This window comes from Aureimonas fodinaquatilis (genome assembly GCF_008369445.1).
GTDB classification, from domain to species: domain Bacteria; phylum Pseudomonadota; class Alphaproteobacteria; order Rhizobiales; family Rhizobiaceae; genus Aureimonas; species Aureimonas fodinaquatilis.
This window is the reverse complement of record NZ_VTWH01000002.1, coordinates 788752-812963: the sequence shown is the minus strand read 5'-3', so window position 1 is coordinate 812963 and position 24212 is coordinate 788752. Positions and strand designations below refer to the sequence as shown.

Annotated in this window: 24 protein-coding genes; 14 read left to right on the top strand and 10 right to left on the bottom strand. The window is 55.4% G+C overall.

What is annotated here, in order from left to right; translation table 11 throughout:
• Positions 1–123: 123 nt before the first annotated feature.
• Both FPY71_RS09865 and murI read left to right on the top strand, forming a co-directional pair.
• A complete protein-coding gene (locus FPY71_RS09865; RefSeq protein ID WP_425457876.1) occupies positions 124–894 on the top strand; it encodes an RNA methyltransferase in 771 nt (256 codons plus the stop codon).
• A complete protein-coding gene (murI, locus tag FPY71_RS09860; protein WP_149300052.1) occupies positions 887–1666 on the top strand; it encodes a glutamate racemase in 780 nt (259 codons plus the stop codon). The genes FPY71_RS09865 and murI overlap by 8 nt, the downstream gene beginning before the upstream one ends.
• A gap of 7 nt (positions 1667–1673) precedes the next feature.
• On the opposite strand, the gene FPY71_RS09855 is transcribed toward murI, so the two are convergent.
• Positions 1674–2183, bottom strand: coding sequence for a hypothetical protein (locus FPY71_RS09855; RefSeq protein ID WP_149300050.1), 510 nt, complete (start codon positions 2181–2183; stop codon positions 1674–1676).
• A gap of 92 nt (positions 2184–2275) precedes the next feature.
• Between FPY71_RS09855 and FPY71_RS09850 the strand changes: the two genes are divergently transcribed.
• From FPY71_RS09850 to FPY71_RS09835, 4 genes are all read left to right on the top strand, one after another.
• The gene (locus tag FPY71_RS09850) at positions 2276–2458 is read left to right on the top strand and encodes a YqaE/Pmp3 family membrane protein (protein WP_149300048.1); all 183 of its coding nucleotides are present in this window, start codon (positions 2276–2278) and stop codon (positions 2456–2458) included.
• A gap of 184 nt (positions 2459–2642) precedes the next feature.
• Positions 2643–3260, top strand: a complete 618-nt coding sequence (rpsD, locus tag FPY71_RS09845; RefSeq protein ID WP_149300046.1) for a 30S ribosomal protein S4 — start codon at positions 2643–2645, stop codon at positions 3258–3260.
• 282 nt (positions 3261–3542) lie between these two features.
• The gene (gene ttcA, locus FPY71_RS09840; RefSeq protein WP_149300044.1) at positions 3543–4430 is read left to right on the top strand and encodes a tRNA 2-thiocytidine(32) synthetase TtcA; all 888 of its coding nucleotides are present in this window, start codon (positions 3543–3545) and stop codon (positions 4428–4430) included.
• 2 nt (positions 4431–4432) lie between these two features.
• Positions 4433–5251, top strand: a complete 819-nt coding sequence (locus FPY71_RS09835) for an inositol monophosphatase family protein (RefSeq protein WP_281287493.1) — start codon at positions 4433–4435, stop codon at positions 5249–5251.
• A 102-nt stretch (positions 5252–5353) separates the two neighbouring features.
• Here FPY71_RS09835 and FPY71_RS09830 read toward each other — a convergent pair whose 3' ends face one another.
• The 6 genes from FPY71_RS09830 to FPY71_RS09805 form a co-directional block, all read right to left on the bottom strand.
• Entirely contained in the window at positions 5354–6514 is a 1161-nt protein-coding gene (locus FPY71_RS09830; RefSeq protein WP_188052292.1) for a M24 family metallopeptidase, read from the bottom strand.
• Positions 6515–6554: 40 nt separating this feature from the next.
• The gene (locus FPY71_RS09825) at positions 6555–7616 is read right to left on the bottom strand and encodes an ABC transporter ATP-binding protein (protein WP_149300041.1); all 1062 of its coding nucleotides are present in this window, start codon (positions 7614–7616) and stop codon (positions 6555–6557) included.
• Between the two features lie 48 nt (positions 7617–7664).
• Positions 7665–8492, bottom strand: coding sequence for an ABC transporter permease (locus FPY71_RS09820; protein ID WP_149300039.1), 828 nt, complete (start codon positions 8490–8492; stop codon positions 7665–7667).
• Positions 8489–9355, bottom strand: coding sequence for an ABC transporter permease (locus tag FPY71_RS09815; RefSeq protein WP_149300037.1), 867 nt, complete (start codon positions 9353–9355; stop codon positions 8489–8491). Before FPY71_RS09815 ends, FPY71_RS09820 begins: the two co-directional genes overlap by 4 nt.
• 97 nt (positions 9356–9452) lie before the next feature.
• Positions 9453–10505 carry an extracellular solute-binding protein gene (locus FPY71_RS09810; RefSeq protein ID WP_188052291.1) on the bottom strand — a complete coding sequence of 351 codons (1053 nt, stop codon included), beginning with the start codon at positions 10503–10505 and terminating at the stop codon, positions 9453–9455.
• Between the two features lie 330 nt (positions 10506–10835).
• Positions 10836–11504 (bottom strand): GntR family transcriptional regulator, encoded by a 669-nt coding sequence (locus FPY71_RS09805; protein ID WP_246160280.1) that lies wholly within the window; start codon positions 11502–11504, stop codon positions 10836–10838.
• 214 nt (positions 11505–11718) lie between these two features.
• Between FPY71_RS09805 and FPY71_RS18480 the strand changes: the two genes are divergently transcribed.
• The 8 genes from FPY71_RS18480 to FPY71_RS09770 all read left to right on the top strand — a co-directional run bounded on the left by FPY71_RS18480 (position 11719) and on the right by FPY71_RS09770 (position 21217).
• Positions 11719–12981 carry an extracellular solute-binding protein gene (locus FPY71_RS18480; protein ID WP_188052290.1) on the top strand — a complete coding sequence of 421 codons (1263 nt, stop codon included), beginning with the start codon at positions 11719–11721 and terminating at the stop codon, positions 12979–12981.
• 13 nt (positions 12982–12994) lie between these two features.
• The gene (locus tag FPY71_RS09800) at positions 12995–13948 is read left to right on the top strand and encodes an NAD(P)-dependent oxidoreductase (protein ID WP_188052289.1); all 954 of its coding nucleotides are present in this window, start codon (positions 12995–12997) and stop codon (positions 13946–13948) included.
• A complete protein-coding gene (locus FPY71_RS09795; RefSeq protein ID WP_149300029.1) occupies positions 13945–15180 on the top strand; it encodes an amidase in 1236 nt (411 codons plus the stop codon). The genes FPY71_RS09800 and FPY71_RS09795 overlap by 4 nt, the downstream gene beginning before the upstream one ends.
• A 150-nt stretch (positions 15181–15330) precedes the next feature.
• Positions 15331–17046, top strand: coding sequence for an SMP-30/gluconolactonase/LRE family protein (locus tag FPY71_RS09790; RefSeq protein WP_149300027.1), 1716 nt, complete (start codon positions 15331–15333; stop codon positions 17044–17046).
• A gap of 158 nt (positions 17047–17204) precedes the next feature.
• Positions 17205–18362: a mandelate racemase/muconate lactonizing enzyme family protein gene (locus FPY71_RS09785; protein WP_149300025.1), complete on the top strand. Its 1158-nt coding sequence runs from the start codon at positions 17205–17207 to the stop codon at positions 18360–18362.
• Positions 18363–18370: 8 nt separating this feature from the next.
• Positions 18371–19276 (top strand): carbohydrate ABC transporter permease, encoded by a 906-nt coding sequence (locus FPY71_RS09780; protein ID WP_149300023.1) that lies wholly within the window; start codon positions 18371–18373, stop codon positions 19274–19276.
• A complete protein-coding gene (locus tag FPY71_RS09775) occupies positions 19276–20139 on the top strand; it encodes a carbohydrate ABC transporter permease (RefSeq protein WP_210246269.1) in 864 nt (287 codons plus the stop codon). The genes FPY71_RS09780 and FPY71_RS09775 overlap by 1 nt, the downstream gene beginning before the upstream one ends.
• Positions 20140–20173: 34 nt before the next feature.
• Positions 20174–21217 carry an ABC transporter ATP-binding protein gene (locus FPY71_RS09770; protein WP_149300021.1) on the top strand — a complete coding sequence of 348 codons (1044 nt, stop codon included), beginning with the start codon at positions 20174–20176 and terminating at the stop codon, positions 21215–21217.
• A 48-nt stretch (positions 21218–21265) separates the two neighbouring features.
• Here the strand turns inward: FPY71_RS09770 and grxD are convergent, their stop codons facing one another.
• The 3 genes from grxD to purL all read right to left on the bottom strand — a co-directional run bounded on the left by grxD (position 21266) and on the right by purL (position 24208).
• The gene (gene grxD, locus FPY71_RS09765; protein ID WP_149300019.1) at positions 21266–21613 is read right to left on the bottom strand and encodes a Grx4 family monothiol glutaredoxin; all 348 of its coding nucleotides are present in this window, start codon (positions 21611–21613) and stop codon (positions 21266–21268) included.
• 24 nt (positions 21614–21637) lie between these two features.
• Positions 21638–21877: a BolA/IbaG family iron-sulfur metabolism protein gene (locus FPY71_RS09760; RefSeq protein WP_149300018.1), complete on the bottom strand. Its 240-nt coding sequence runs from the start codon at positions 21875–21877 to the stop codon at positions 21638–21640.
• A 108-nt stretch (positions 21878–21985) separates the two neighbouring features.
• Positions 21986–24208, bottom strand: coding sequence for a phosphoribosylformylglycinamidine synthase subunit PurL (gene purL / locus FPY71_RS09755; RefSeq protein ID WP_149300016.1), 2223 nt, complete (start codon positions 24206–24208; stop codon positions 21986–21988).
• Positions 24209–24212: the final 4 nt, after the last annotated feature.

The window sequence follows — 24212 nt, the reverse complement described above, 5'->3', positions numbered from 1 at the left end:
CTGTCTGGTTGGGCTATAGCAAAGACCTTCGCAGGTGCAAAGTAAGGATAGGCCTCAATCACGCCCTTTCGCACAAGCGGCAGAGGGGCTATCACCCGAAAATTGACAGGCAGAGAGGACAGCGTGGCCGGAACTGATAGAAATAGCACCATGATCACCGGTGGGCCGGCGATCGTTCTGGTAGAGCCGCAACTGGGCGAAAACATCGGCATGGTGGCGCGCGCCATGGCCAATTTTGGCCTTTCGGATTTGCGCCTTGTTGCCCCGCGTGATGGCTGGCCCAATGAAAAGGCCATTGCGGCGGCTTCCCGCGCCGACCATGTTATTGCTGCGGCGCAGGTGTTTGACACTGTGGAGCAGTCAATTGCGGACTTGAATTATGTGGCGGCAACAACAGCACGGCCACGCTATTCAACAAAACCGGTGATAGGGCCGGACGTTGCCAGCGGTAAAATGCGTGAGCGGATGGAAGCGCAGCATGGCTGCGGCATATTGTTCGGCCGCGAGCGGTTCGGCCTTTCCAACGAAGAGGTCGATCTGGCCGACGAGATTGTGACGTTTCCGGTGAACCCGGCGTTTGCTTCACTGAATATTGCGCAGGCCGTGTTGTTGATGAGCTATGAGTGGATGAAGTCCGGTACCTTGTTTGAGGGCAGGCCACGTTTCTATGCCCCGGTCATCAACACAGCGGGCAAGGAAGACCTGTTTCGGCTTTTTGACCATCTTGAATCTGCGCTTGACGAAACCGGCTACTTTTTTCCGCCGGAAAAGCGTGATGTGATGGTGCACAATTTGCGCAACATGCTCACCCGGGCGAGTTTTTCCGATACCGAGGTGCGCGCATTGCGCGGCGTTATTCGTGCGTTTGAAAAAAGGTCGGGCAAAGATGAGTGACAGGCCGGTTCTGGTATTTGACTCTGGCCTGGGTGGCCTGTCTGTGCTGCGCGAGTTGCGGGTCAGAATGCCGGACCGACGCTATCTGTACATAGTAGATGATGCTGGCTTTCCTTACGGAGACTGGCAGGAAGAGGCTCTTGCAACGCGGATTCTGGACCTGTTTGCAGGGCTGCTCGAAACGCATCAGCCGCAACTGGTGGTTATTGCCTGCAACACGGCTTCCACATTGGTTCTCAGCCAGCTTCGCGAACGGTTTGCCGTTCCTTTCGTCGGCACGGTACCGGCGATCAAGCCCGCGGCGGAACAAACCCGATCGCGACTGGTCAGCGTGTTGGCAACGCCTGGCACTGTGCAGCGGCAATACACGCGCGGCCTGATCGAAAGCTTCGCTGCGGATTGTGAGGTGCAACTGGTCGGCTCTGTGCGGCTTGCTGCCATGGCAGAAGCCTATTTGCGCGGGGGTGCGCTGGATGAGGCGGCAATCCACCAGGAGATCGCCCCGGCATTTGTGGAGAAGGACGGGCGGCGAACAGACATTGTGGTTCTGGCGTGCACGCATTACCCGTTTTTGACCAATGCGTTTCGAAAAGTGGCGCCCTGGCCGGTGGACTGGCTTGACCCGGCAGAGGCCATTGCCCGTCAGGCGGGGAAGCTGATGACGGGCGCGCCATCAACACTTCCGGAGGGTTTTGATCTTGCAGTGTTCACCGCAGGGCATCCGGACTACACCACGCGCCGCCTCATTCACGGCTTTGGTCTGCACTGCTGACTTTGCCTTATTTTTGTAAGGAAATGGCAGACGTTTGTGTGGTCTGGCCGTTGATCTGGTCGGTTACGATCATCGACAGTTTCCCATCGCCGGCATTGTTGATCTTCATGGTGGCATTGCGGTCACCATAGACAGCCTTGGCATAGGTCAGATCAAACACGAGCTGATTGTTTTGCAGCCGCCCATTGGAAAGCTGGGCAGGGCCGGTGGTTGAGCCTGTATAAATGCCGGAAAAACTGTTGCTGGCCGGGTCGAAGCGAATATCTGCACCGATGCGCCGGGTAAAGATGACCGCCGCACGGCAGGTTCCCTGAATTGCCAGAGCATTTGCTCCCTGCAACTGCCCATCGAGAGTGCACGTCACGCGGCGCGGGCTTGGGTCCACATCGCGCTGGACTGTGCCGCCACCGCGAAACTGCCCTTCAAACCGTTGCAGATAGGAATTGTTTGCCTGCGCGTAGGCCGTTCCAGCCAAGGCGGCAAACGTGACCAGTGCAATTGTGCATTTGTACGCCATCCGCTGCTCCATTTGTGGCTTCAACTCTTGGAAAGCTGTGCTTTGTACCCATATCTGGGTCAGTATCGAATAACTTCCATGGCAGGAACAAAATGGACCTTTTGCGTATCGTCATCGCCATCTTCATTCCGCCGCTTGCGGTTTTCCTGACCACCGGGCTTGGCAAGCACTTCTGGATCAATCTGCTTCTGACGCTGCTTGGCTACATCCCGGGTGTCGTGCACGCTGTCTGGTTCATTTCGCGCCGGCAGGGGCAGCGCACCCTGTCTGGTTGACATGGGCAGGCCATTCTTCTAGAGAAACGCTGCATCGGCGGGCTTCAAAATCCGCCGGTTTTTTACGTGTCCCGTGAGCAGCCTTGGTGCTGGTCTGTCAGCCCCTTAAACAAGGGCAAAGGAGGGCGCGTTTCCTTACCCGGTCAAAATGGTTTGTCCGGGTGGTTCATCATAAGGAAATGCGATGAGCAAGCGCGAATCGTCGAAATACAAAATCGACCGCCGCCTGGGCGAAAACATCTGGGGTCGCCCGAAATCTCCGGTTAACCGTCGCCAATACGGTCCTGGCCAGCATGGTCAGCGCCGCAAGTCCAAGCTTTCCGACTTTGGTACGCAGTTGCGCGCCAAGCAGAAGCTCAAGGGCTATTATGGTGATGTGTCGGAAAAGCAGTTCCGCCGCACCTACGAAGAGGCGGCTCGCCGTCGTGGTGATACGTCGGAAAACCTGATCGGCCTGCTGGAATCGCGTCTGGACGCGATTGTCTACCGTGCCAAGTTCGTGCCAACGGTTTTTGCTGCACGTCAGTTCATCAACCACGGCCACGTTAACGTAAATGGCGTTCGCACCAATATCGGTTCATACCGCTGCAAGGCGGGTGACGTGATTGAAGTGCGTCAGAAGTCGAAGCAGCTGACCATTGTTATGGATTCTGTGCAACTCGCCGAGCGTGATGTGCCGGATTATATCGAAGCTGATCATAACAAGATGGTCGCTACATATAACCGCATTCCTGGCCTGGGCGATGTGCCGTATCCGGTGCAGATGGAACCAAACCTGGTGGTCGAATTCTACTCGCGTTAAAGCATTTCCGGTTGAAACAGAATTGTTTCAGCCAGGGGTAATGCGGCAAACAGAGAGTTGGAGGCTTGCGGCGATCGAAAGATCATCAATGGCTCTCATCACCAGAGTTGCTACATGGTTTCGCGAAAGGCTGCCTTCGGGTGGCCTTTTGTTTTTGTATTGAGAGCTTTGTCCTCTCAAACGCAAATTGTTCCAACAGCGGGACAATGCGACAAATCAGGTTAGAGCGCTCCGGGAGATCGAAAGATCAGCGGACATGCTTTAAAAGCCGCATGAAACAGAATGCCGGAGGCGCGAAGCATGTTGGATGATGCATTGGCGGAAAATCCGTTGGCGGATGAGGCAGAGGTTGACGGCGGACCATCACTTTTTGCGCAGGCACCGACCAGTGTTGCATTCAAAAAGCTGAGAAAACGCCTTCTGCGGGAAGTGCGGGAAAGCATCTCCAGATATGCGATGGCTCGGCCCGGTGCGCGCTGGCTGGTGGGCATTTCTGGCGGCAAGGATTCCTACAGCCTTCTGGCGCTGCTGATGGATATGAAATGGCGCGGTCTTCTGCCTGTGGATATTCTGGCCTGCAACCTTGACCAGGGGCAGCCGGGTTTTCCCAAACATATCTTGCCGGAATTTCTGACCCGGCACGGCATTGCGCATCGCATAGAGTATCGCGATACCTATAGCGTAGTGAAAGAAAAAATGCCCGCAGGGGCGACCTATTGCTCGTTATGTTCCCGCTTGCGACGAGGCAATCTCTACCGGGTGGCAAGGGAAGAGGGATGCGAGGCGCTGGTCCTTGGCCACCATCTCGATGACAGCCTGGAGACATTTTTTCTCAATCTGTTCCATGGCGGCAAAATGGCGGCCATGCCAGCAAAGCTTTTGAACGATGAGGGCGATATTCTGGTGCTTCGCCCGCTCATCCACTCGACAGAAGCGGACCTCGCGAAATTTTCGCAGGCGATGGCCTTTCCAATCATTCCTTGCGACCTTTGCGGCAGTCAGGATGGCTTGCAGCGCAACGCGCTGAAAGCCTTTCTAAGTAACATGGAAAGGCAGTTTCCCGGCCGAAAGGAAACGATCGGCAAGGCGTTGGCCCATGTGAACCCGAGCCATTTGCTGGATCCGCGACTGTTCGATTTCCAGTCGCTTTCTCCCCGTTCCGAGGAATAGCTGTGTCTGAGTTTGATATTGTTCGTCTGGCAGAAATTTTGCGCAGTGCTGCCAAGGCGGAGATCATGCCTCGTTTTCGCCGTCTGGCGGCGGGCGACATTCGTGAAAAAACCTCTGCTGTGGATCTGGTTACCGAGGCTGACGAGCGCGCGGAACTGCTGATCAGTCGGGAATGTGCATCGGCTTTTCCACAGGCAGTCTTCATAGGCGAAGAGGGAGTTTCGGCCACACCGGAACTGATTGAGAAAGTTGCGGAATGCGATCTGGCAATTGTCGTGGACCCGATCGATGGCACCGCCAATTTTGCTGCGGGGTCTCCGGTCTTCGGTGTCATGGCGGCGGTGGTGCGCAGGGGTGAGTTGGTCGGTGGTATAATCTACGACCCGATGGGCGATGATTTTATCATGGCCGAGCGCGGTGCAGGCACATATGTCTGGCAAACAGGTGGAGCGTCGGTGCGACAGCATTATGCGTCGCCGGTGCCGGTTGCCGAAATGGTCGGCGCTGCATCCACCAGCCAGTTTTCACTGACTGAACGGCGCAAGCTTCTGGCCGGTTTCGCCGAAACCAGAATCCTGTGCAGCTACCGGGCGGCGGCTCAGGAATACCGTTTGGCTGCGTCTGGCGCGCTGCATTATCTGTTCTACTGGCGGCTGATGCCGTGGGATCATCTGGCAGGCGCACTGATGGTTGAGGAGTCGGGTGGCTATGTGCGGCGGCTGGATGGCTCTCGCTACCTGCCCACGCACATCAGCGGCGGGGTGCTGTGCGCACCGGATGCCCAAAGCTGGCAGGAATTGCGGAACTGCCTGCCAATCTAGCAGTCCAGCCTGCCGCACGCGGAATTCCGCTTCCGGCAGACTTGTTAACTGGGTCAAATATCTCTGATAAGGATTTGTTTTAAAAACAATCTAGAGACAGATCTAGACCTTGACGATCAAATCCCGCGGGCAACTTTCAGTCCAGCATTCCACTCCATTTTCCGTTAACAGAAATGTCTCTTCGGTGTGGTGCCGGCAACCATCATGGTAGTAGCTGTACTCGATGCAATACACCGTGCCTGGTTCCAGAACGGTCCGGTTAACGGCGTTCATCCGCGGCGGTTCATGAGCGCCGATGCCGATGCCATGGCCAACAAACTCTCTCGGAAATTTCGGAAGATATTTGTCGATCATCGCATATCCACGGTCAAATGCCTCGCCGCCGGTCATGCCTGCGCGCAGGCTCATGCCCAGTTCCATCTGAACTTCGTTCAGCCATTTCCATATGTCTTTATGGCGCTGGGTGGTGTCGCCAACAAAGTAGGAACGGACAAAATCCGCGCCATAGCCGTAGTAAAATGCGCCCATATCGACTTTGACAAAGTCGCCATGTTCAATGATTTTCTCCACCGGAAATGGTGCGTGTGCGGCGTAGGAGGTTTCAGGGCCGCAGCCGACATTGATGAATTTTACGCCGTGGGCGCCGTTTTCCATCATTGAGCCAGAGGCGGCGCGCAACAGATCCGAATCTTTGGATCCAATGCGAATAGCGTCGCGGAAAGCGGCGTGAGCGGTGATGGTAACGTCGGTGGCAAACTTGATGCGCCGTATTTCTTCCGGCGTTTTCACCATGCGAACGATTTCCATCATCTGGCTGACATCAACAATTCTGTTGCCGGCCAAAAGGCTTTCAAGCTGCAGTTTGAAGCCGGCGGGCAGGCTGTCACCTTCGGTGCCGATGGTCATTTTGTTAACGCCGCGTTCCTGAAGAATGGCGCGGGCCGCCTCGGCAAAATCGGCGTAGAAATGAGTGTCAATGTCGGTGAAAAACTCGGCCATTGCATAGGCGCGAACATCTTCTATCCAGGTCGAGTCCATGGCCAGGTGAAGATCAACTGCCGGCACAACAAAAGCCGGTTTGATTGCTGGGTCCCGGAAATAGAATACGCAGAACGGTCGATATGCCAGGTGGCCGCCATTGTGAAAAAATCCTGAAAGGTATTTTGAATTCTCGTTTCCACGCAGGATCAGCATGTCGATGCCGTCCGCATCCATCCTGGCGTGAAGTCGAGCCTCGTTCAAAATTCGGGTTTCCGGTCGCATGGTCGGGTTCCTTTCCTTCCTGATCAGTGTTGATGTCGCTTTATGCAGAGAGAACCGAAGCGTGGTCGGAGGCAAAGCGGGCCACGACAGCATCACCTTTGGAAAAGCCCAAAGGTGATGGACTGGTGAATGACCGCAATTCCTTGCCCTCATGGCTGGTGAACAGCACGATGAGTCGATGGCCCTGAAAAATGATGTCGCTGATGGTTCCGGCGATGCCGTTGCCCTCACGGGTGATCAGCAGGTTTTCCGGACGGACGGCTATCTGCACCTCGTCGCCGGGATTAACAGCGCCGGTGTCAGAAACTTGCGCTGCCCAGCCGTCGATCATGACAGTGACTTCCGATCCGGCAGATGAAAGAACCTTGCTCTGCATCAGATTTGTCGTACCCAGAAAGGTCGCAACAAACTTGTTGGATGGCTGCAGATACACCTCGTTGGGAGTGCCGATCTGTTGAACGCGACCGCCTTGCATCACAGCAACCCGGTTGGAAAGCGTCATGGCTTCTTCCTGATCATGGGTGACGAAAATAGTGGTGACGCCGATGCGCTGCTGAAGCAGCCGCAATTCAACCTGCATGTCCTCACGCAGATGCTTGTCCAATGCGGAGAGTGGCTCATCGAGCAGCAGAATTTTTGGTTCGATGACCAGGGCACGGGCCAGCGCCACGCGCTGCTGCATGCCACCGGAAAGTTGTGAAGGGTAGCGCCCGCCCGCATTTTGAAGGCCGACCCGATCCAGTGCGCGGGTGATGCGCTCTTGCGCGCTGGCACGGGGCACACGCCGAATTTTAAGCCCGTAACCGACATTTTCCGCAGCCGTCATATGAGGGAAAAGCGCGTAATTCTGAAACACGACGCCCAGATTCCGGGAATAGGGCGGCAGCTCGGTGATGTCGTCACCGCCACAATGGATCCTGCCGTGATCAGGTTGGATAAAGCCGGCAATCAGCCGCAGAAGTGAGGTTTTGCCGCAGCCGCTTGGACCTAGCAGGCTTAGAAACTCACCATTGCCGACAAACAGGTCAACACCATCCACCGCCTTGTGCGAGCCATAAGTCTTCGTAAGTGAAGTCAGGGTCAGCGTAGAAGAATCTGTCATTGATCAATGTCCGGGGCCGGATGAAGGGAAGGGCGCATGGAAGCTCTGCTATTTGGCAGAGCCGTGCGCCTCGATTGTGCTGCCGGTCAGATGGCCAAGGCCGATGAAGCGCTCGATCAGCAGAATAACCGCCACCATGAAAAGGATGAGGAGGGTGGAAACCACGGCAAGCGTCGTGTTGAGCCCGCTTTCCGCCGCCTGGTTGTAAAGAAGCGCGGGAAGTGGTGTGGAGCCGGGCGTCGCCAGAAACATGGAGATGGTGACGTTGTCAAAAGAGGTGACGAAAGCCATGATTGCGCCGGTGGCGATGCCGGGCATTACCAGAGGTATAGTCACATCGCGCAGAACCTGGAACGGCCGGGCGCCAAGGCTGAAAGCGCTGTGTTCCAGATTGCGATCCAGCCGGTATGTCGTGGCCTGAATGGTACGCACGGCGTATGGAGCACAAATAACCGTGTGTGCAAGCACGATCGGGATAAGGCCGCGCAGGAACCCCATCTGGCTGAAATATTGCAGCAGGCCCAAAGCCAGTGCCAATTCCGGCAAGATTATCGGAGAGAGAAAAAACGCCTGAAGCGCGTTTTTGCCACGAAAATCCGTGCGTGCCAGCGCCAGGGCAATGACCAGTGCCAGCGCAACCGACAGCACTGTCGTCAAGGAAGCGACAATCAGGCTGAAGCGGAAAGCATCGATATACTGGCTGAGCAATATGATGTCGCTGTACCATTGCAGGGTAAAACCCGCTGGTGGAAAGACAAGATATGGCGTTTTGGAGAAGCTGGCCACGACGACCACAAGAATGGGCGCAAGAATGAAGATCAGAATTGCGACAACCAGCAGATTGGCAAAGAGCCGTTGCAGACCGGGGCGTTTCATCTCTGCACTCCTTTGTTGAGGCTTGAGCGCACAAGACGCTCAAAGGTGAGTGTAATGATGAGCACAAAGGCCAGCAGAAGGACGACATAGGCCGAACCCAGGGCCCAGTTGAAGGTTGCGTTGAACTGCTGCAGCGCAAGAACCGGGAGGGTGAGCACCAATTGCCCACCTAGAAGAACCGGCGTGATGAATGACCCGACTGCAAGAATGAAAACCAGCACCAGCCCGGTAACAACACCCGGCAGGACCAGCGGAAAAATCACATCCAGACTGACGCGGGAAGGCCGGGCGCCCAGGCTGGCGGCTGCGTATTCCAGTGATTTGTCTATGGATTGCAGCGTGCTGAGGATTGGCAGAACCATGAATGGCAGCAAAACATGCGTAGTGCCGATGATGACGCCCGTTTCGTTGAAGATCAGCGATATCGGGCGGTCGATAAGTCCCATGTTCATCAATGCGGAATTGACCACACCGCGATTGGACAAGAGCACCATCCAGCCATAGGCCCGTACAATGACGCTGATGAACAAGGGTGCAAGGGTTATAAGCAGCACAACATTGCGCAAACCTGAGCGCGAACGCCAGATGAAGACAGCGAGCGGAAACGCCAGCAGCAGGGTAAAAAATGCGACCAGAGCGCCAATGCGTGCTGTTGTGATCAGACTGTTGAGAAAGACCTGATTGAAGAAAATTTCTATATAGTTCTCAACAGAAAAACCGTCTCCAAACACTCTTCCCGTTTCTGGCCTGGAAAAGCTCATCCGCGCCAGTATGTAGAGCGGATAGGCAACCAGAAGCAGAAAATATGCTGTGGGCAGTACGAGCAGTGCACGCCCTACCCATTGCTTTTCACCGGCACGCATCAGGCTTATCCCCTGGCATTGAAATGGCTCTGAAAATCCACGCAAAAGCGAAGTTTGATTTTGCGTAAAGAACTGAACTCAGGGTTTTGAACTGGAATTAGGATTTAATCAGAGGTGTAATTTCCGCATTCCAGCGGTTCAGCCATTCGCCTTCGTTGGCGTTGATGAAATCGAAGTCCCAGCTGTTGCTTTCCATGACCTGATCAATGGTTGGGATGAACTGCCGCAACTCACCCTCGATAACCGCATTGGGATTGCCGGGAATATAGCCATCAGTCTGCGCATAGGCAGACGCGATTTCCGGATCAAAGAAAGTGCTGATCAGGCCCTCGACCAGATCAACATTCTCTGTGCCTTTGATGGCATGATAGGCTTGCGGATAAATCCACGCGCCCTCTTCAGGGAAGGCAAATTCCAGCGGTATTCCGGAGTTGCGAACGCGGTGCGCATGGTGGCTGTACCAACTGGCAATGGAAGCCCAACCCTGCTGAAATTTTGACTGCGTATCCGAATTGAGGCCGTAATATCCGGCAAGGCGCGGTGCAAGTTCCTTCAGCTTGTCAAAGGCAGCATCGATATTGTGCTGGTCTCCTGTCCAGGCATGAGCAAAGGCGGCAAGGTGGATCTGGTGGTGGTTCAAGCCACCGATCATGATCTGCCGTGCGTATTGCTCGTCCCAAAGCTCTTTGAAGGATTTGGGCGGGGCGGAGACCATGCTGCCATCATAAACGATGCCCCACACGCCGAAATTGATGAAAGGCGCATAGCCGTCCTTGTCGTGCATGAAATCATAAATTTCATCCACGCGCTCGATCTTGTCATAATTGACCTTTTCAAAAACGCCCTCCGCTTTGCCCACATCCCAATCGCCAATATAGGTTGTTACGCAATCCAGCGTTGGCTGCGCCCGTTCCGCCAGGACCCGGTTCAGCAATTCTGTGCCGCTGCCGAAAACCGGAACAACCTTTGCATTGTAGCGCTGTTCAAAATGCTGAAGAACGCCGCGATAGAAACCTTCATAAGCGGTGCCGCCATTTGTACCGATGACAAATGTACGGGGAGCCCCGCGGGCAATGGACGGCATAGCCAAAGCGCCTATTGTTGCGGCACCGCCAGCCAATACCATGCGACGATTGATGCTTCCGGTCATTCCCAACTCCTTTGGTGCAGGTGTGCAGGGTCTGCCACAGGCCATGCTTGGCTGTGTTGCAGCCAGTGTGGCCACCAGCTTTTTTCGAGTGTGATTCAGATGGACACGATCCGCTATCGCGGGGCGTATTGCATGCAAAATTAGGGGATGCACTGTATGAATGGTATTCGTACCACCCATGATGAATAATTCAACTACTAAATTTTATGATGATTTTTTAAGCAATATTTCTGATGGCCGCTTAAAATCTGCGCGACGTTTTGATTGCCGAAAACGAAGAGATTTCGGCGTGAATGGCAATCTGGATCCCCGCGCGACTTTGAATTTGATTTAATTTTGTGCGATTGCGTCAGATGCCCGAGACTTGTTTCGCAGGTGGCAAAAAAGGACATCGCCGAGAGCTGCTGAGTCGCGGCGCTTCAGGCAGTCCAAAATCGTTTCATGCTCGCGCATGGCCTGTGCCCAGCGGTCGTAGGAGTTGGACTGGTTTGCTGCGAAGCGCGCTCGTTGCAGCCGAGTGGAGTAGCTCTGATGCAGGCTCGCAAGAGCCCTGTTGCGTGTGGCGTCAACAATGGCACTGTGAATTGCCTGATTGCAGCGAAAATACTCCGGCAAATTCCGGCGCATGTAGTGACCGTACATCTCATAGTGGAGGGTTTCGATTTCCAGTACCTCTGCATCTGTTATCCGCTCGCAGGCAATTCTGCCTGCCATGGATTCTATGCCTCCCATAATATCGAAGAGGTCGCTCAATTCCTGGCCGGTAAGAACTGGCACTCTGGCACCGCGATTGGGCAGCAATTCAATTAGTCCTTCTGCCGCCAGCACCTTCATTGCCTCACGCAGAGGCGTGCGCGAGATTTTTAGAGTTTCGCACAATTCCCGTTCCGGTATGCGCTCTCCGGCATTGAACTGACCTTCAATTATTTTGGTGCGAAGGCTGTTGAGCACCTCAGAATGAAGGCTGCTTTCCTCTGTCGGAAGAGTGTCGGCGCTCATCTCACCTCCATATTGCATTCAAAAATCTATCCGGTCGCTTCCATAAAAATACATTTTTGCGCCGGAGTTGTCGAGCCGCCCGCTTCATCCTTGCACGGGGCAGTCAAAAACCAAAAACGGCTACGGGCTAATCTGGACAAAATATGAAACTGTGTTTTATATATTGATAAAGAGATTGGCTGATATGATACCGGGAACACGTTCGGAGGAAGAAATGTCGAAGATCGAGATTACTCGCAGACGAATTTTGATGGCGGGTGGAGCGGGAGCAGCCTTGGGCTTGTTCGGGGGAGCCTTTGCAGCATTTGCACAGACATCGGGGCCTACAAACCTGAACTCATGGTATTTTGCGCAGGAACCTAACAACACTGTTCTGCAAGCGATACTTTCTGCCTATGCGACGCAGGGTGGCGGACAGGTGTCTACATCCGGGGTCGCGTTTAACTCATATCTCGACCAGGCCATTCTTGCCGCGCGCTCGCGCCGCCTGTCCGGTGTGCTGCATCTGGACTTCAATTGGCTTCCTGCCATGTCGCAGCTTGGAATTCTGCGCCCAATGGACGACCTGATGGAAACGCTGGGGTATACGCAAGCCGGCAAGCAACTGGGCACTTTGGACGGCAAATCGCTGGGCCTGCCTGTTACAGCGGCCACCATCAATATGGTCACCAATAGCGATTTACTCGAGGCGGCTGGCATCGCTGCAGTTCCGTCCACAACTGCCGAATTCGAGGTGGCGCTGGACAAGCTGAAGGTGCTCAAGGCGGATATGATCCCCTACGCGCTGAGCACCGTTCCGTCTGAATCCATCGATTACCTTGTGTGGATGTGGCAATTTGGCTCCGAGGTCATGCGGGGGCGCGAATGTCTGATTGGCGATGAGCCGAGCGTCAATGCGATGGAGTGGATCAAAGGGCTCTATGATGCCGGCTACATGGCACCTAGCGTGACACGAGCCGATGCTCGCGCAATGTTTGCACAGGAGCGAACCGGCTTTTATGAGGATGCAATTGTTGCCCGTTCAAACGCCATTGCCGTTTCCGGCAATCCGGATTTTGGACGCAAGGTTGTGCCAGTTCCGCGGCCGGGGCTAAAGGCTGGAGACAGGCCGCGCTCTTCGCTATGGGGCAATGTTATGACCGTGATTGACGATGACGGAGCTGCCAATGGCGTTGAGCTTGCAACCTATCTGACTGCAAACACCGACACGTCTGTGGCGCTCTACAATGGCATCGGCCTGCCACCTGCCACCGAGGCGGGATTGAAGCTGCCCGAAATTGCCGAGGACGAATACACATCCATCTGGAGCAACCAGATCACCGCCTATGCGGACATCAAGCCTTTCGGCCGTTTTCCCCAGGTGCTTCGATTGGAAGGGCTGGTTGGTGAGGCAGTGCAGCGCATACTTCTGGGCGGAATTCCGGCCAAGGAAGCGCTGGAGCAATGTGCCTCCGAAGTTCGCAATATTCTGGCATAGGACCGCGATCCCCGTGTTAAATATTCTCCATTGGGCCGACACGAATGACAGTGTTGAATCTGTTTTCAAAAGCCTGGCACCCGCCAACTGGCGCTACATTTCGGCGCGCACGCTTTCTGATCTTGAGCGACATGAAGAGTTACGCAGGGCTGACGCCGTTATTGTCGTCAATCTCGATTTTACTGCAAGCGAGATAGACGTGCTGGAACACTGCAAATTGGTGGTTCATCAGGGCGTCGGCACAGACAATGTGGATGTTGACCGGCTCCTTCAGAGAGGCATTCCGCTTGATGTAACCTCAGCAGGCACAACCGAAGAGGTTGCCGAATATGCAATCATGCTGATGCTTGCATCATCCCGCTTTCTGAAGGCAATCAGTGGCGAGGTAGACGCGAGGCGATGGCCGACATGGAACTACCGCTCGGTTTCGCGGAGTCTGGCCGGTCGCAATGTCGGGTTGGTGGGCTTTGGCAGGATAGGTCAGGCTGTAGCGAGCAGACTGCTTGCCATGAAAGCGCATGTGCATGTTTTTCCTGGGCCGGGGCGTGACCTTTCTGTCGATTGGCAGGGCCGTGTTAACACGGCACCATCGCTGGAGGCTCTTTGCAGGGCGGTCGACCTGTTGAGTCTTCATGTGCCATTGCGGGCTGATACAGCGGGAATGGTTGACGCGAAGATGCTTGATTGCCTTCCGCATGGTGCCATGCTGGTCAATACGGGTCGCGGTCAATTGATTGACGAAATAGCCCTTGCCGAGAGGCTTGCGGATGGGCGTCTGGCGGCTGCAGCGCTTGACGTGGTGGTGCCAGAACCGCCGCCAGCAGATCATCCATTGCTTGGGCTGCCCAATGTGCTGGTAACGCCGCATTTGTCGTCCGGCACCCGCGACTCTCTTGAGGCAAAAGTACACTCGATCATCAGCCGTATCAGCGCTACACTGGCACCCACTTCCGCTGCTGTAAAATGACGGAAGCTACGCGGCAAATGGGGATTGGCCAGTTGCTGCGCAGTTTTTCCGACGGTTTGTCGCCTGTTACAGTTGCCGAGGAACTGCTGGCTGAAGCGCGGCTTGCGGGCGAACGACATCACCACATTCTGGCCATGGATGCTGATGCAGTTATCGCCAGCGCAAGGCTGAGCGAGAACCGATGGAAAACAGGCACAGCGCGCCCGCTGGAGGGAATACCAATCGCATCAAAGGGCAGCGTTGAGTTTTCCAATCTGCTGGCAGATGCGGGGGCTTACATGCAGTGCGTGGTTGTTCCAAATGCAGGTGGTACTCCGCTCAATCAACCGGAGGGCATGGACCCTACAAACCCTGGGGCTGAAGCTCACATGCCGGGCGGCTCCTCCACTGGCTCAGCGATCGCGCTTGCATGCCGGCATGTTCCTGCAGCTATTGGCTCGGATGCGGCGGGCTCCATACGCATTCCCAGCCTGTGCTGTCATGTTGTGGGGCTAAAGCCGAGCCGGGGTGCGCTCGGGCCCGCCCTGCAAGGTTTGTCTCCCACGCTGTGTGAGATCGGGCCCATGGCACGGTCGGTTGAGGACGCAGCTTTGCTTTATGCGGCAATGAGCGGACAGGCCGCAGGCGAGCCTCTTGCAAAGCCACCGATTTTCGGGATTTTCGACGATGCCTCACTTCCACCAGCCATGATGCAGCACCTGAATGAGGTCGCCAATAGACTTGGTGCGCAGGGCGCATTTGTGGTCAGGCGAAATATTCCGGACTTTGCGCTTTCGGCGGAAGCTGGCTGGACAGTCCTGTGTTATGAAGCAGCGCACAACATGGCCGACATGCTTCCTGCTTTGCGCAATTCCCCGACGAGCTATCTGAAATATGTTGAAAAAGGGCTTTCCATCACCGCAACAGCCTATCAGGCTGCCTTGGCTTTCGGCGCGCAATTTGCTGCAGGACTGGATCGTGTATTGGAAGGCTTAGACGCCCTTATGTGCGCAAGCGCCTGGTCAGCTGTTCCGCGTCGGAATGACTCGGATATCGCGGAAATCACTGCGAAATGGGGTGAGTTGTGTCTGCCGTTCAATTTGAGTGGTCATCCGGCACTGGCTTTGCAAGGGCCAAACCATAACGGCCTGCCAACCGGTTTTCAGCTTGTCGGCCACCGCGGCAGTGAAGTGGAATTGCTGGCTTCTGGTGTCTGGGTTCAGCGCAGCACCGACTATCATCTGGCAATGTAGCTCAAACCCGGGCCGAACGTGCATCGCGCTCAACCTCTGTAGAAGCGGCCCTTGCCCAGGGCGGGTTTTGCGGCGGGTGCATTTTAAACTGGAGTGGCTTTCCAACTTTCCTGAAAATGCTTTACACCGGGCGTGCTGTTGGGGGACGATATGCGCAAAGCCAAAACATCGCCGGATAAAGCCAAGGTTTCTGACTCGCCTGTAGCAGGCACCGCTTCCCTGACCAAGGGTTTGCAGGTTCTGCTTCTTCTCGGTGAAGAATCCCAGGCCATGCGCTTTACGGACCTTGCAAACAGGCTTGGCCTCAGCAAGGCAACTTTGCACAGAATTCTCTCTGCACTCGCACGGTTTGATTTGGTTCGCTATGATTCCAGCGAGCAGGTTTATGTGCTTGGCCCGCGCTTTCTGGCTCTGGCTCATTCCGTTTGGGGCAATGTGGATGTGCGCAGCGTTGCCGCTTCGGAAATGGAGCGGCTGGTCATTGAGTTGCAGGAAACGGTAGGGCTGGCGCAGCTGGATGAGCTGAACATCACCATTGTTGACGAGCGGGAGACTGATGCGCCGCTGGGCGTGCGTTTTGCCGTTGGTCGCCGGGATCCGGCATTCTGTACCGCACCGGGCAAGATTATGCTGGCCTATCGGGATGCAGAGCAACGGACAGAGCTGCTGAATGCCATTCCGTTTCAAGCATTTACGGACAAGACTTTAACCGATGCCCGTGCCTTTGAGGCGGAACTGGAACTTTGCCGGGCGAGAGGTTACGCAATTTCAGATCAAGAGCAGATTGCGGGCGTGCGATCGGTCGCTGCCCCGGTGTTTGCGCCGAACGGTATAGCAACCGCAGCCATATTTGTTTCAGGGCCCACTGTGCGCCTTGATATGGAGCGTCTGCACATTGTCGGGCGTGACCTGATGAAGGTCGCGCATCGCATCACCGGCAATCTGGGCGGAACTGCCTTGCATCTGGATACGCCAGAAGCCGCAGCGGTCCCGACTCGCGGTGTTGAGCTGCTTTATGAAACACATGCGTTGCTGGGGGATTCACCCTACTGGTCCATGCGCGACCAGAAATTTTACTGGGTGGATATTCTTCATCCGTCAGTAAGCCGCATGACTCTTGGCGGCAGCGATGTAGAAACTGTAGCATTGACTGAGCTTGTCGGCTTTGTGGCAGATCGTCAGGCCGGCGGCTGTGTCATTGCCACCCAGAGTGGTGTGCAGGGGCTGCATTTTGAAAGCGGCGCCCTGACTGCTATTGCTGACCCCGGCGAAACTCGCGCCTTCATCCGTTTCAACGATGGCAAGTGTGACAGGGCCGGGCGGCTGTGGGCCGGAACAATGAGTATGGACGTAGCGCCTGAAAAAGGCAGTCTTTACAGTCTGGATAAAAACCTTCGGCTTAAGCGCATGGTCTCTGATGTTACGATCAGCAATGGCCTTGCGTGGAGCCCGGACAATCGAACCATGTATTTTGCCGATTCCGGCAAGCAAACAATCTACGCTTATGATTTCGACTTCGAAACCGGGGAAATTTCCGGGCGTCGAGAGTTTTACAACGGCAGTCGCCTGCAAGGCAGACCTTCAGGTTTGACCGTGGATGCAGAGGGTGCGGTGTGGTGCGCAATCTGGGACGGATGGTCGGTCATTCGTCTGCGTCCAGACGGGCAGCTGGATCGCACAATCACACTGCCGGTGCCGCGCCCTACAAGCTGCTCATTTGTGGGTGAAAAACTGGACATTTTGGCCATAACTTCCGCGCGCATTCGCCTTAGCGAGGCCAGCCTTAAGGCAGCACCGCTCTCTGGCAGCATCTTTGCCTTTACCCCAGGGGTGAGCGGTCTGCCGGAAGTGCCGTTCCACGGCTGATTTTACCGCTTCGCAACCTGTCTCTTTCCTATGTTCAACAGATTTCCCGGCTTCAGATTTGGGGCTGGCAGCAGCGACATGTCTTGCCATCGCTTGCGCTCACCGTTATCATTATGTAAAACAGTGGTTCATAATGTGAAATAAGGGTGGAGGAGCAGGTGAAGATCAAGTCCATTGACCATTGGGTCGTGAGCATTCCCTACCGTGAACAGATCGCCTTCTCTTCCACCGCCCGCAACAATGCCACGCGGCTTGTCGTGCGGCTTGAAACGCAATCGGGTGTTGTTGGTTGGGGGGAGACGCTCTGTCTCTTGGACTTTATCGAACCTGTGCTCAGATCAACGGTCATTCCGACGGCGCTTGAGCTTGAGGTGCACGAAATTGAGCGGCTGTTTCGGCTTGTGGAGGCGAGCGGTTACTACCACCACCAGCGTGCAGGGGTCATGGCAACGAGCGCTGTTGAGATGGCGATGTGGGACGCATTCGGCAAAACGCTGGGTGTGCCATGCCATCAGCTTTGGGGCGGGCGCTTCCGCGATAAGGTGGAGATCGCGGCCTACACCATGTCCGGCGACATTCGGGCGTTTGAAACGCATCTGCGCGCCATGCTTGAGCGCGGCTACCAAACATTCAAGATCAAGATCGGATTTGGTGAAGAGCTTGATCTGGATATGGTTCGGTTGGCGCGCAAGCTTGTTGGCAACCGAAAATTGCGGGCTGATGTGAATGGTGTGTGGACTCAGGCAACCGCGCGCAGAATCTTGTCGAAACTGGCAGATTGCGACCTGCAATACATTGAGCAGCCGCTTCCGGTTTCCGACCTTGCTGGCCACGCAGAACTTCGCAATGTGCAGTCGGTGCCGGTGGCACTGGATGAAAGTGCCTACACCACGGGGGATGTGGGTGCCATAATCGCCGCCCGGGCGGCGGATGCGCTGCTGCTGGACCCGAGTCAGGCGGGCGGCATGTGGGAAGTGCGCAAGCAGGCTGCGGCAGCCGAGGCAGCCTTTCTGCCGGTGGGCTTGCACTCCGGGGGAGAGATGGGGCCTTCCATCGCCGCCTACATACAGCTTGCTGCCTGCACTCCAAACATGTGGCTGGCGATTGACTGGTCGGCGGAACACATGAGCGATGTGCTGTGCACCAATATTCAGTATTTGCCGGAAGGTGGCTTTGTTTCCGTGCCCACGGCGCCGGGCCTGGGCGTCGAGATTGATATCGACAAGGTCGAAAAATACGCGGTCACCAGCATTCCATCTTCTTACCGGCCACCCGCACGGGTTGATGGTTACATTCCAATCAAGCCGCATTACTGAGAGAAACGATGTCCAGAACCGTTAAAAGACGCGGCTTCAGTGACACACAGTTTGCAATCTTTCTGGTCGTCCCAGCGATGGCGCTTTTTGCTCTGGTGTCGCTTTATCCGCTGTTTTCCTCGCTTTCGCTCGCGTTTTTTGAGAGAAGCCTGCTCTCTTCCGACATGCGCTTTGTCGGGGTGAGCAATATTGTTCGCGTGTTTAACGCGTCATTCCTGCCCGTTCTCTGGAACACAATTGTCTTTTCTGTCGGCTCTGTCCTGTGTTCGACCTTTCTTGGATTCATAGCGGCGCTGCTGTTAAATCGGGGCATTCACGGGCAGGCTGTTCTGCGCGGCATATTGCTCTTCCCCTGGGTTACACCCAGTGCGGTCGTCGCCTTTATCTGGCTGTGGATCTACAATCCCAACTACGGCGTTCTCAATGGCGCGCTGCGGGTTATGGAGGTTATCGACACCAACGTTCACTGGCTTGGATCTCCAACGCCAGCAATGATCGGGCTGATTGTTGCCAAAACCTGGTCCACCTTTCCGTGGATGATGACGATGTTTCTTGCGGGTTTGCAAACAGTGCCGCGAGAACTGGTTGAGGCATCGGCGATTGATGGTGCAGGGCCGGTACGCCGCCTCTGGTATGTGACCATTCCACATTTGCGCAATCTCTTTGCTGTAGTGCTGCTGCTCGGCACGATTGGCAATTTTCAGCACTTCGAAACAATCTATGTGCTGACCGAGGGTGGGCCCTTTGGTTCAACCACCACTCTGGCTGTGGAAATGTATCGGCGCGCATTCCAGTCATACGATCTTGGAATGGCCGGAGCGCTCGGACTGCTGTGGATGGTTGTGCTCAGCGTTCTGGCAATCGCATATTTCTGGGTTTCAGAACGCACTGCACGCCGTGAGGGAGCAATCTGATGATCTCGTTTGCCAATTCCTCAAGCCCTGCAATGCGCTCTTCGCTTGCCAACCAGTTTGGTGTTGCCGTCAGCCTGATTGTGTTGGTGGGTTTTGCTGTTTTCCCGATGTATTGGATGATCAAGACGTCACTGACACCTTTGGAAGATGTCTTTGAATTTCCCCCACGCTTTTTCTCCAGTGATTGGACGATCGACGCTTACTCTCGGCTCATGGACAACGCGACACTGCTGAATTTCATGAAGAACAGTCTCATCGTGTCAGTTCTGAGTGCGTTGGGAAGCCTTATCGTGGCGACATTTGCCGCATATTCCTTTTCGAAATTCCGGTTCAGCGGTCGCAACAGCCTGATGTATTTGATTCTTGCGGGGCAGATGATTCCGGAGGTGTTACTACTTGTGGCTCTTTACCTTCTGTTCGACTCACTCGGGCTGATTGAAACTTATGCGGCGCTGATCCTGTCATTCGCCACTTTCACGCTGCCTCTATGCATCTTCATGCTCAAATCATACTTCGACAATATTCCAGACGATTTGCTTGAAGCCGGGCGCATTGATGGCGCATCGAATTTCCAGATCATGACACAGATTTTTCTGCCGCTTGCCCGCCCGGGTCTCGTGGCCGTGGGGCTGTTTGCCTTCATCCGTGCGTGGAACGACTTCATCTACGCGCTTACCTTAGGTGGCCAGACGCGCATGACCCTGCCGCCGGGTCTTGTGTTGCAGTTCGGCGGCGAGTTCCGGTCGCTCTGGCCGGATCTCATGGCGGCCTCCTTTGTTACGGCACTGCCCGTGATGATCTGCTTCATGTTTCTTCAGAAGCATTTCATTGAAGGGCTCACCGCCGGCGCTGTCAAAGGGTGAGACGCGGCAGCGTTAGAAAAAGGGAGGTGAAAAAATGGCAAATCTGAGCGTCGATAATGTCGGCAAATTTTACGGCAGTCACGAGGCAATGAAGAATGTTTCGGTCGAGATTGCAGATGGCGAGTTTGTTATTCTGGTCGGGCCATCCGGCTGCGGCAAGTCCACATTGTTGCGCATGATTGCCGGGTTGGAGGCGATTTCTTCCGGCACCATACGGATTGATGACACGGTGGTGAACGAGCTGCCGCCCAAAGAGCGCGACATTGCCATGGTGTTCCAGAGCTATGCTTTGTATCCCCACATGACGGTAGCGCAGAATATGGGCTTCGCGCTTAAAATTCAGGGTACTTCGCGTCAGGAAATTCAGACAAAAGTCAGCAAGGCCGCTGGTATCCTGAGCCTGGAGACCTTGTTGGACCGCTACCCCCGCCAGCTTTCAGGCGGCCAGCGCCAGCGCGTCGCCATGGGGCGTGCCATTGTACGGGATCCAAAGATATTTCTGTTCGATGAGCCGCTATCCAATCTGGACGCCAAGTTGCGGGTTCAAATGCGATCTGAAATCAAAGAGCTGCACCAGCGTCTGAAGACAACAATTGTTTATGTAACTCATGATCAGGTTGAGGCCATGACCATGGCAGATAAGATAGTGGTTATGCGAGATGGCGTTATTGAGCAGATTGGCCCGCCAATTGAATTGTATGACAGCCCGGAAAATCTGTTCGTTGCCGGTTTTATCGGTTCACCGTCAATGAATCTTATCAAAGGTAAGGCAGCGGAAGCAGGCTTCTGCACTCTGGATGGCTTGATCGTGCCTTACAACGACAGAGTGCCACCTGAAGCGGTAACATACGGCATCCGACCCGAGCATATTATAATAGATCACTCGGGCGTGCCGGTCGAAGTGGCTGTGGTTGAGCCTACCGGCTCAGAAACCCAACTCATCATGCGTATGGGAGAACAGCTTATAACCGGGGTGTTCAGAACCAGACTGCACGTGCGGGCAGGCGATAAGATAGCAATTCTGCCGGAAGCAGGTCATGCGCATTTTTTCGATCGGCAGGGGCGGCGCATTTCGTGATGCAATGATGACTGCCAGAGGCAAAGAATTTGCGCTCTGGCAGTGGTCTTAAGCGTTGGCCGCTTCCTGATTTCCGGTAGCAACGCCCTTTTGTGCTAGAAAATCCTGCAATTCGCCAGACTGGAACATTTCGCGGATAATGTCGCAACCGCCGACAAATTCACCCTTGACGTAAATCTGCGGAATTGTCGGCCAGGAACCATATTCCTTGATGCCATTGCGCAGCTCGTCTGAAGCCAGGACGTTGACGCCCTTATAAGTCACGCCCAGATAGTCCATGATCTGAACAACCTGACCGGAAAAGCCGCATTGCGGAAATGCCGGCGTTCCTTTCATGAAGACGATGACATCATTCGTCTTCACTTCATTATCAATCCATTCCTGAATGCCGCTCATATCGGGCTCCAATTTCGAGATAGTTTAGGATTTTTCCGGGACGCTGGTTTGCAGTGCCAGAGCATGCAACACGCCGCCCATATTGCCCTGCAAAGCCTGATACACCATCTGATGCTGCTGAACGCGCGTTTTGCCGCGAAAGCTTTCAGCCACAACCTCTGCGGCATAGTGGTCGCCGTCGCCTGCCAGATCGCGGATAGACACAACCGCGTCCGGGATGAACTCTCGGATCATCTTTTCGATGTCTTGGGCGTTCATAGCCATTGCCAAGCAGCTCCCTCTTTTAAACTCGTAACCAACCCACCACGCGCGCCGCGAGATTGCCGTTCAACAAAGAATAGGCATTCACAGCAGGTCTCGCAATGTCTGACGCTATTCTGCTGCTTCCCGCACAGGCGAATTGCCTGCCATGTAATTCGGGAACCAGCTCTCATGCGCCTGGGACAGCGCTGCCAATGGCAGATCAAGCACGCCCTGCACAACAAGATTTGTGCCGCCAGCCGTGCCGAGGTGTCGCACTGGTACGCCTGCGCTTTGGGCCGCAGTCACCGTCGTCTGCAGGGCCGCAGAATCAACGGCAATGACATAACGGGCCTGATCTTCACCAAACAGCTCTGCATGGCGTGGGCCAGTGCCCAGAGCAATGGCAGCACCAACGCCGGAAGCCATGCACATTTCCGCCAGCGCTACAGCCAGCCCGCCATCTGACAGATCGTGGCAGGTTTTGACCGTACCGGAGCGGATGAGGCCGCGGACCAGATCACCGTGCCGTTTTTCAGCGGCAAGGTCGACCATTGGCGGGGCGCCGGCCTCACTTCCCGCAATCTCCCGCAGGAAAATGCTGGAGCCGAGGTGGCTGCCATCCACACCGATCAGCAAAAGTTCCTGCCCGGCTTGCAAAGTGTCGGTGCGCGCAGTGAATGCGCGGTCATCGATCAGCCCGACACCACCAATAGTCGGCGTTGGCAGAATGCCTGTTCCCTGAGTTTCGTTGTAAAGCGAGACATTGCCTGAAACGATTGGGAACTCCAATGCTTCACAGGCTGCGCCTATGCCCTGAACGGCTTTGACGAACTGCCCCATCGCCTCAGGCTTTTCCGGATTGCCGAAGTTCAGATTGTCGGTGGCAGCCAATGGTTCGGCGCCAACGGCAGTCAGGTTGCGCCAGCACTCTGCCACGGCCTGTGCGCCGCCTTGATAGGGATCTGCCTCGCAATAGCGCGGCGTAACGTCGGACGAAAAGGCGAGTGCCTTGGTGGCATGGCCATCGACCCGAACAACCCCGGCATTGCCGCCCGGGCGTTGCAGCGAGTTGCCCTGAATCAGGGTGTCATATTGTTCAAAAACCCAACGACGGGATGCGATGTCCGGTGATCCGATCACCGACAACAGCGCCTGTCCATAGTCCTTCGGCTCGGAAACATCCACGGCGTGAACCGCGGCAGCAGGGCGCGGCTCCATCCATGGGCGATCATATTCCGGTGCCTCGTCGCCCAGTTCTTTGATCGGCAGATTGGCGACCTCGACCCCGTCAAACAGGATGCGGAACCGCAAATCATCCGTGGTGTGGCCAACGACCGCAAAGTCCAGACCCCATTTGCGGAAGATCGCTTCTGCCTCTGCCTGACGTGATGGTTCCAGAACCATCAGCATCCGCTCCTGACTTTCAGAGAGCATCATCTCATACGGAGTCATGTTTTCTTCGCGGACCGGCACCGCATTCAGGTTGAGCTCGATACCCAGATCGCCCTTGGCACCCATTTCCACGGCCGAACACGTCAGTCCGGCTGCACCCATGTCCTGAATGGCAATGACCGAGCCGGTGGCCATCAATTCCAGACAGGCTTCCAGCAGGCATTTTTCCGTAAACGGATCACCAACCTGAACCGTGGGGCGCTTTTCTTCAATCTTCTCGTCGAACTCTGCCGAGGCCATGGTTGCGCCGCCAACGCCATCACGGCCGGTTTTCGCACCCAGATAAACCACCGGCAAACCAATGCCTTCTGCCTTGGAATAAAAAATGGCATTGCTCTTGGCCAGTCCGGCAGCAAAGGCGTTGACCAGGCAATTGCCGTTGTATCGAGGGTGGAAATTCACCTCGCCTCCCACCGTCGGCACGCCGAAGGAGTTGCCGTAACCGCCGACACCGGCCACCACGCCCGCCACCAGATGACGGGTTTTTTCATGGTTCGGGTCGCCAAAGCGCAGGGCATTCATGGCAGCAATTGGTCGCGCGCCCATGGTGAACACGTCGCGCAGAATGCCGCCGACACCAGTTGCCGCGCCTTGATATGGCTCAATAAAAGAGGGGTGGTTGTGGCTTTCCATCTTGAAAACCACGCAGTCGCCATCACCAATATCCACCACGCCGGCATTTTCGCCCGGGCCTTGAATAACGCGAGGGCCCTTTGTCGGCAGCGTGCGCAACCACCGCTTGGATGACTTGTAAGAGCAATGCTCATTCCACATCGCTGAGAAAATACCGAGCTCGGTAATGCTTGGCACACGCCCGATCAAATCCAGAATCCGCTGATACTCATCCGGCTTCAAACCATGTGCGGCGATCAAATCGGAGGTGATGGCGATCTCGGTCATAGTG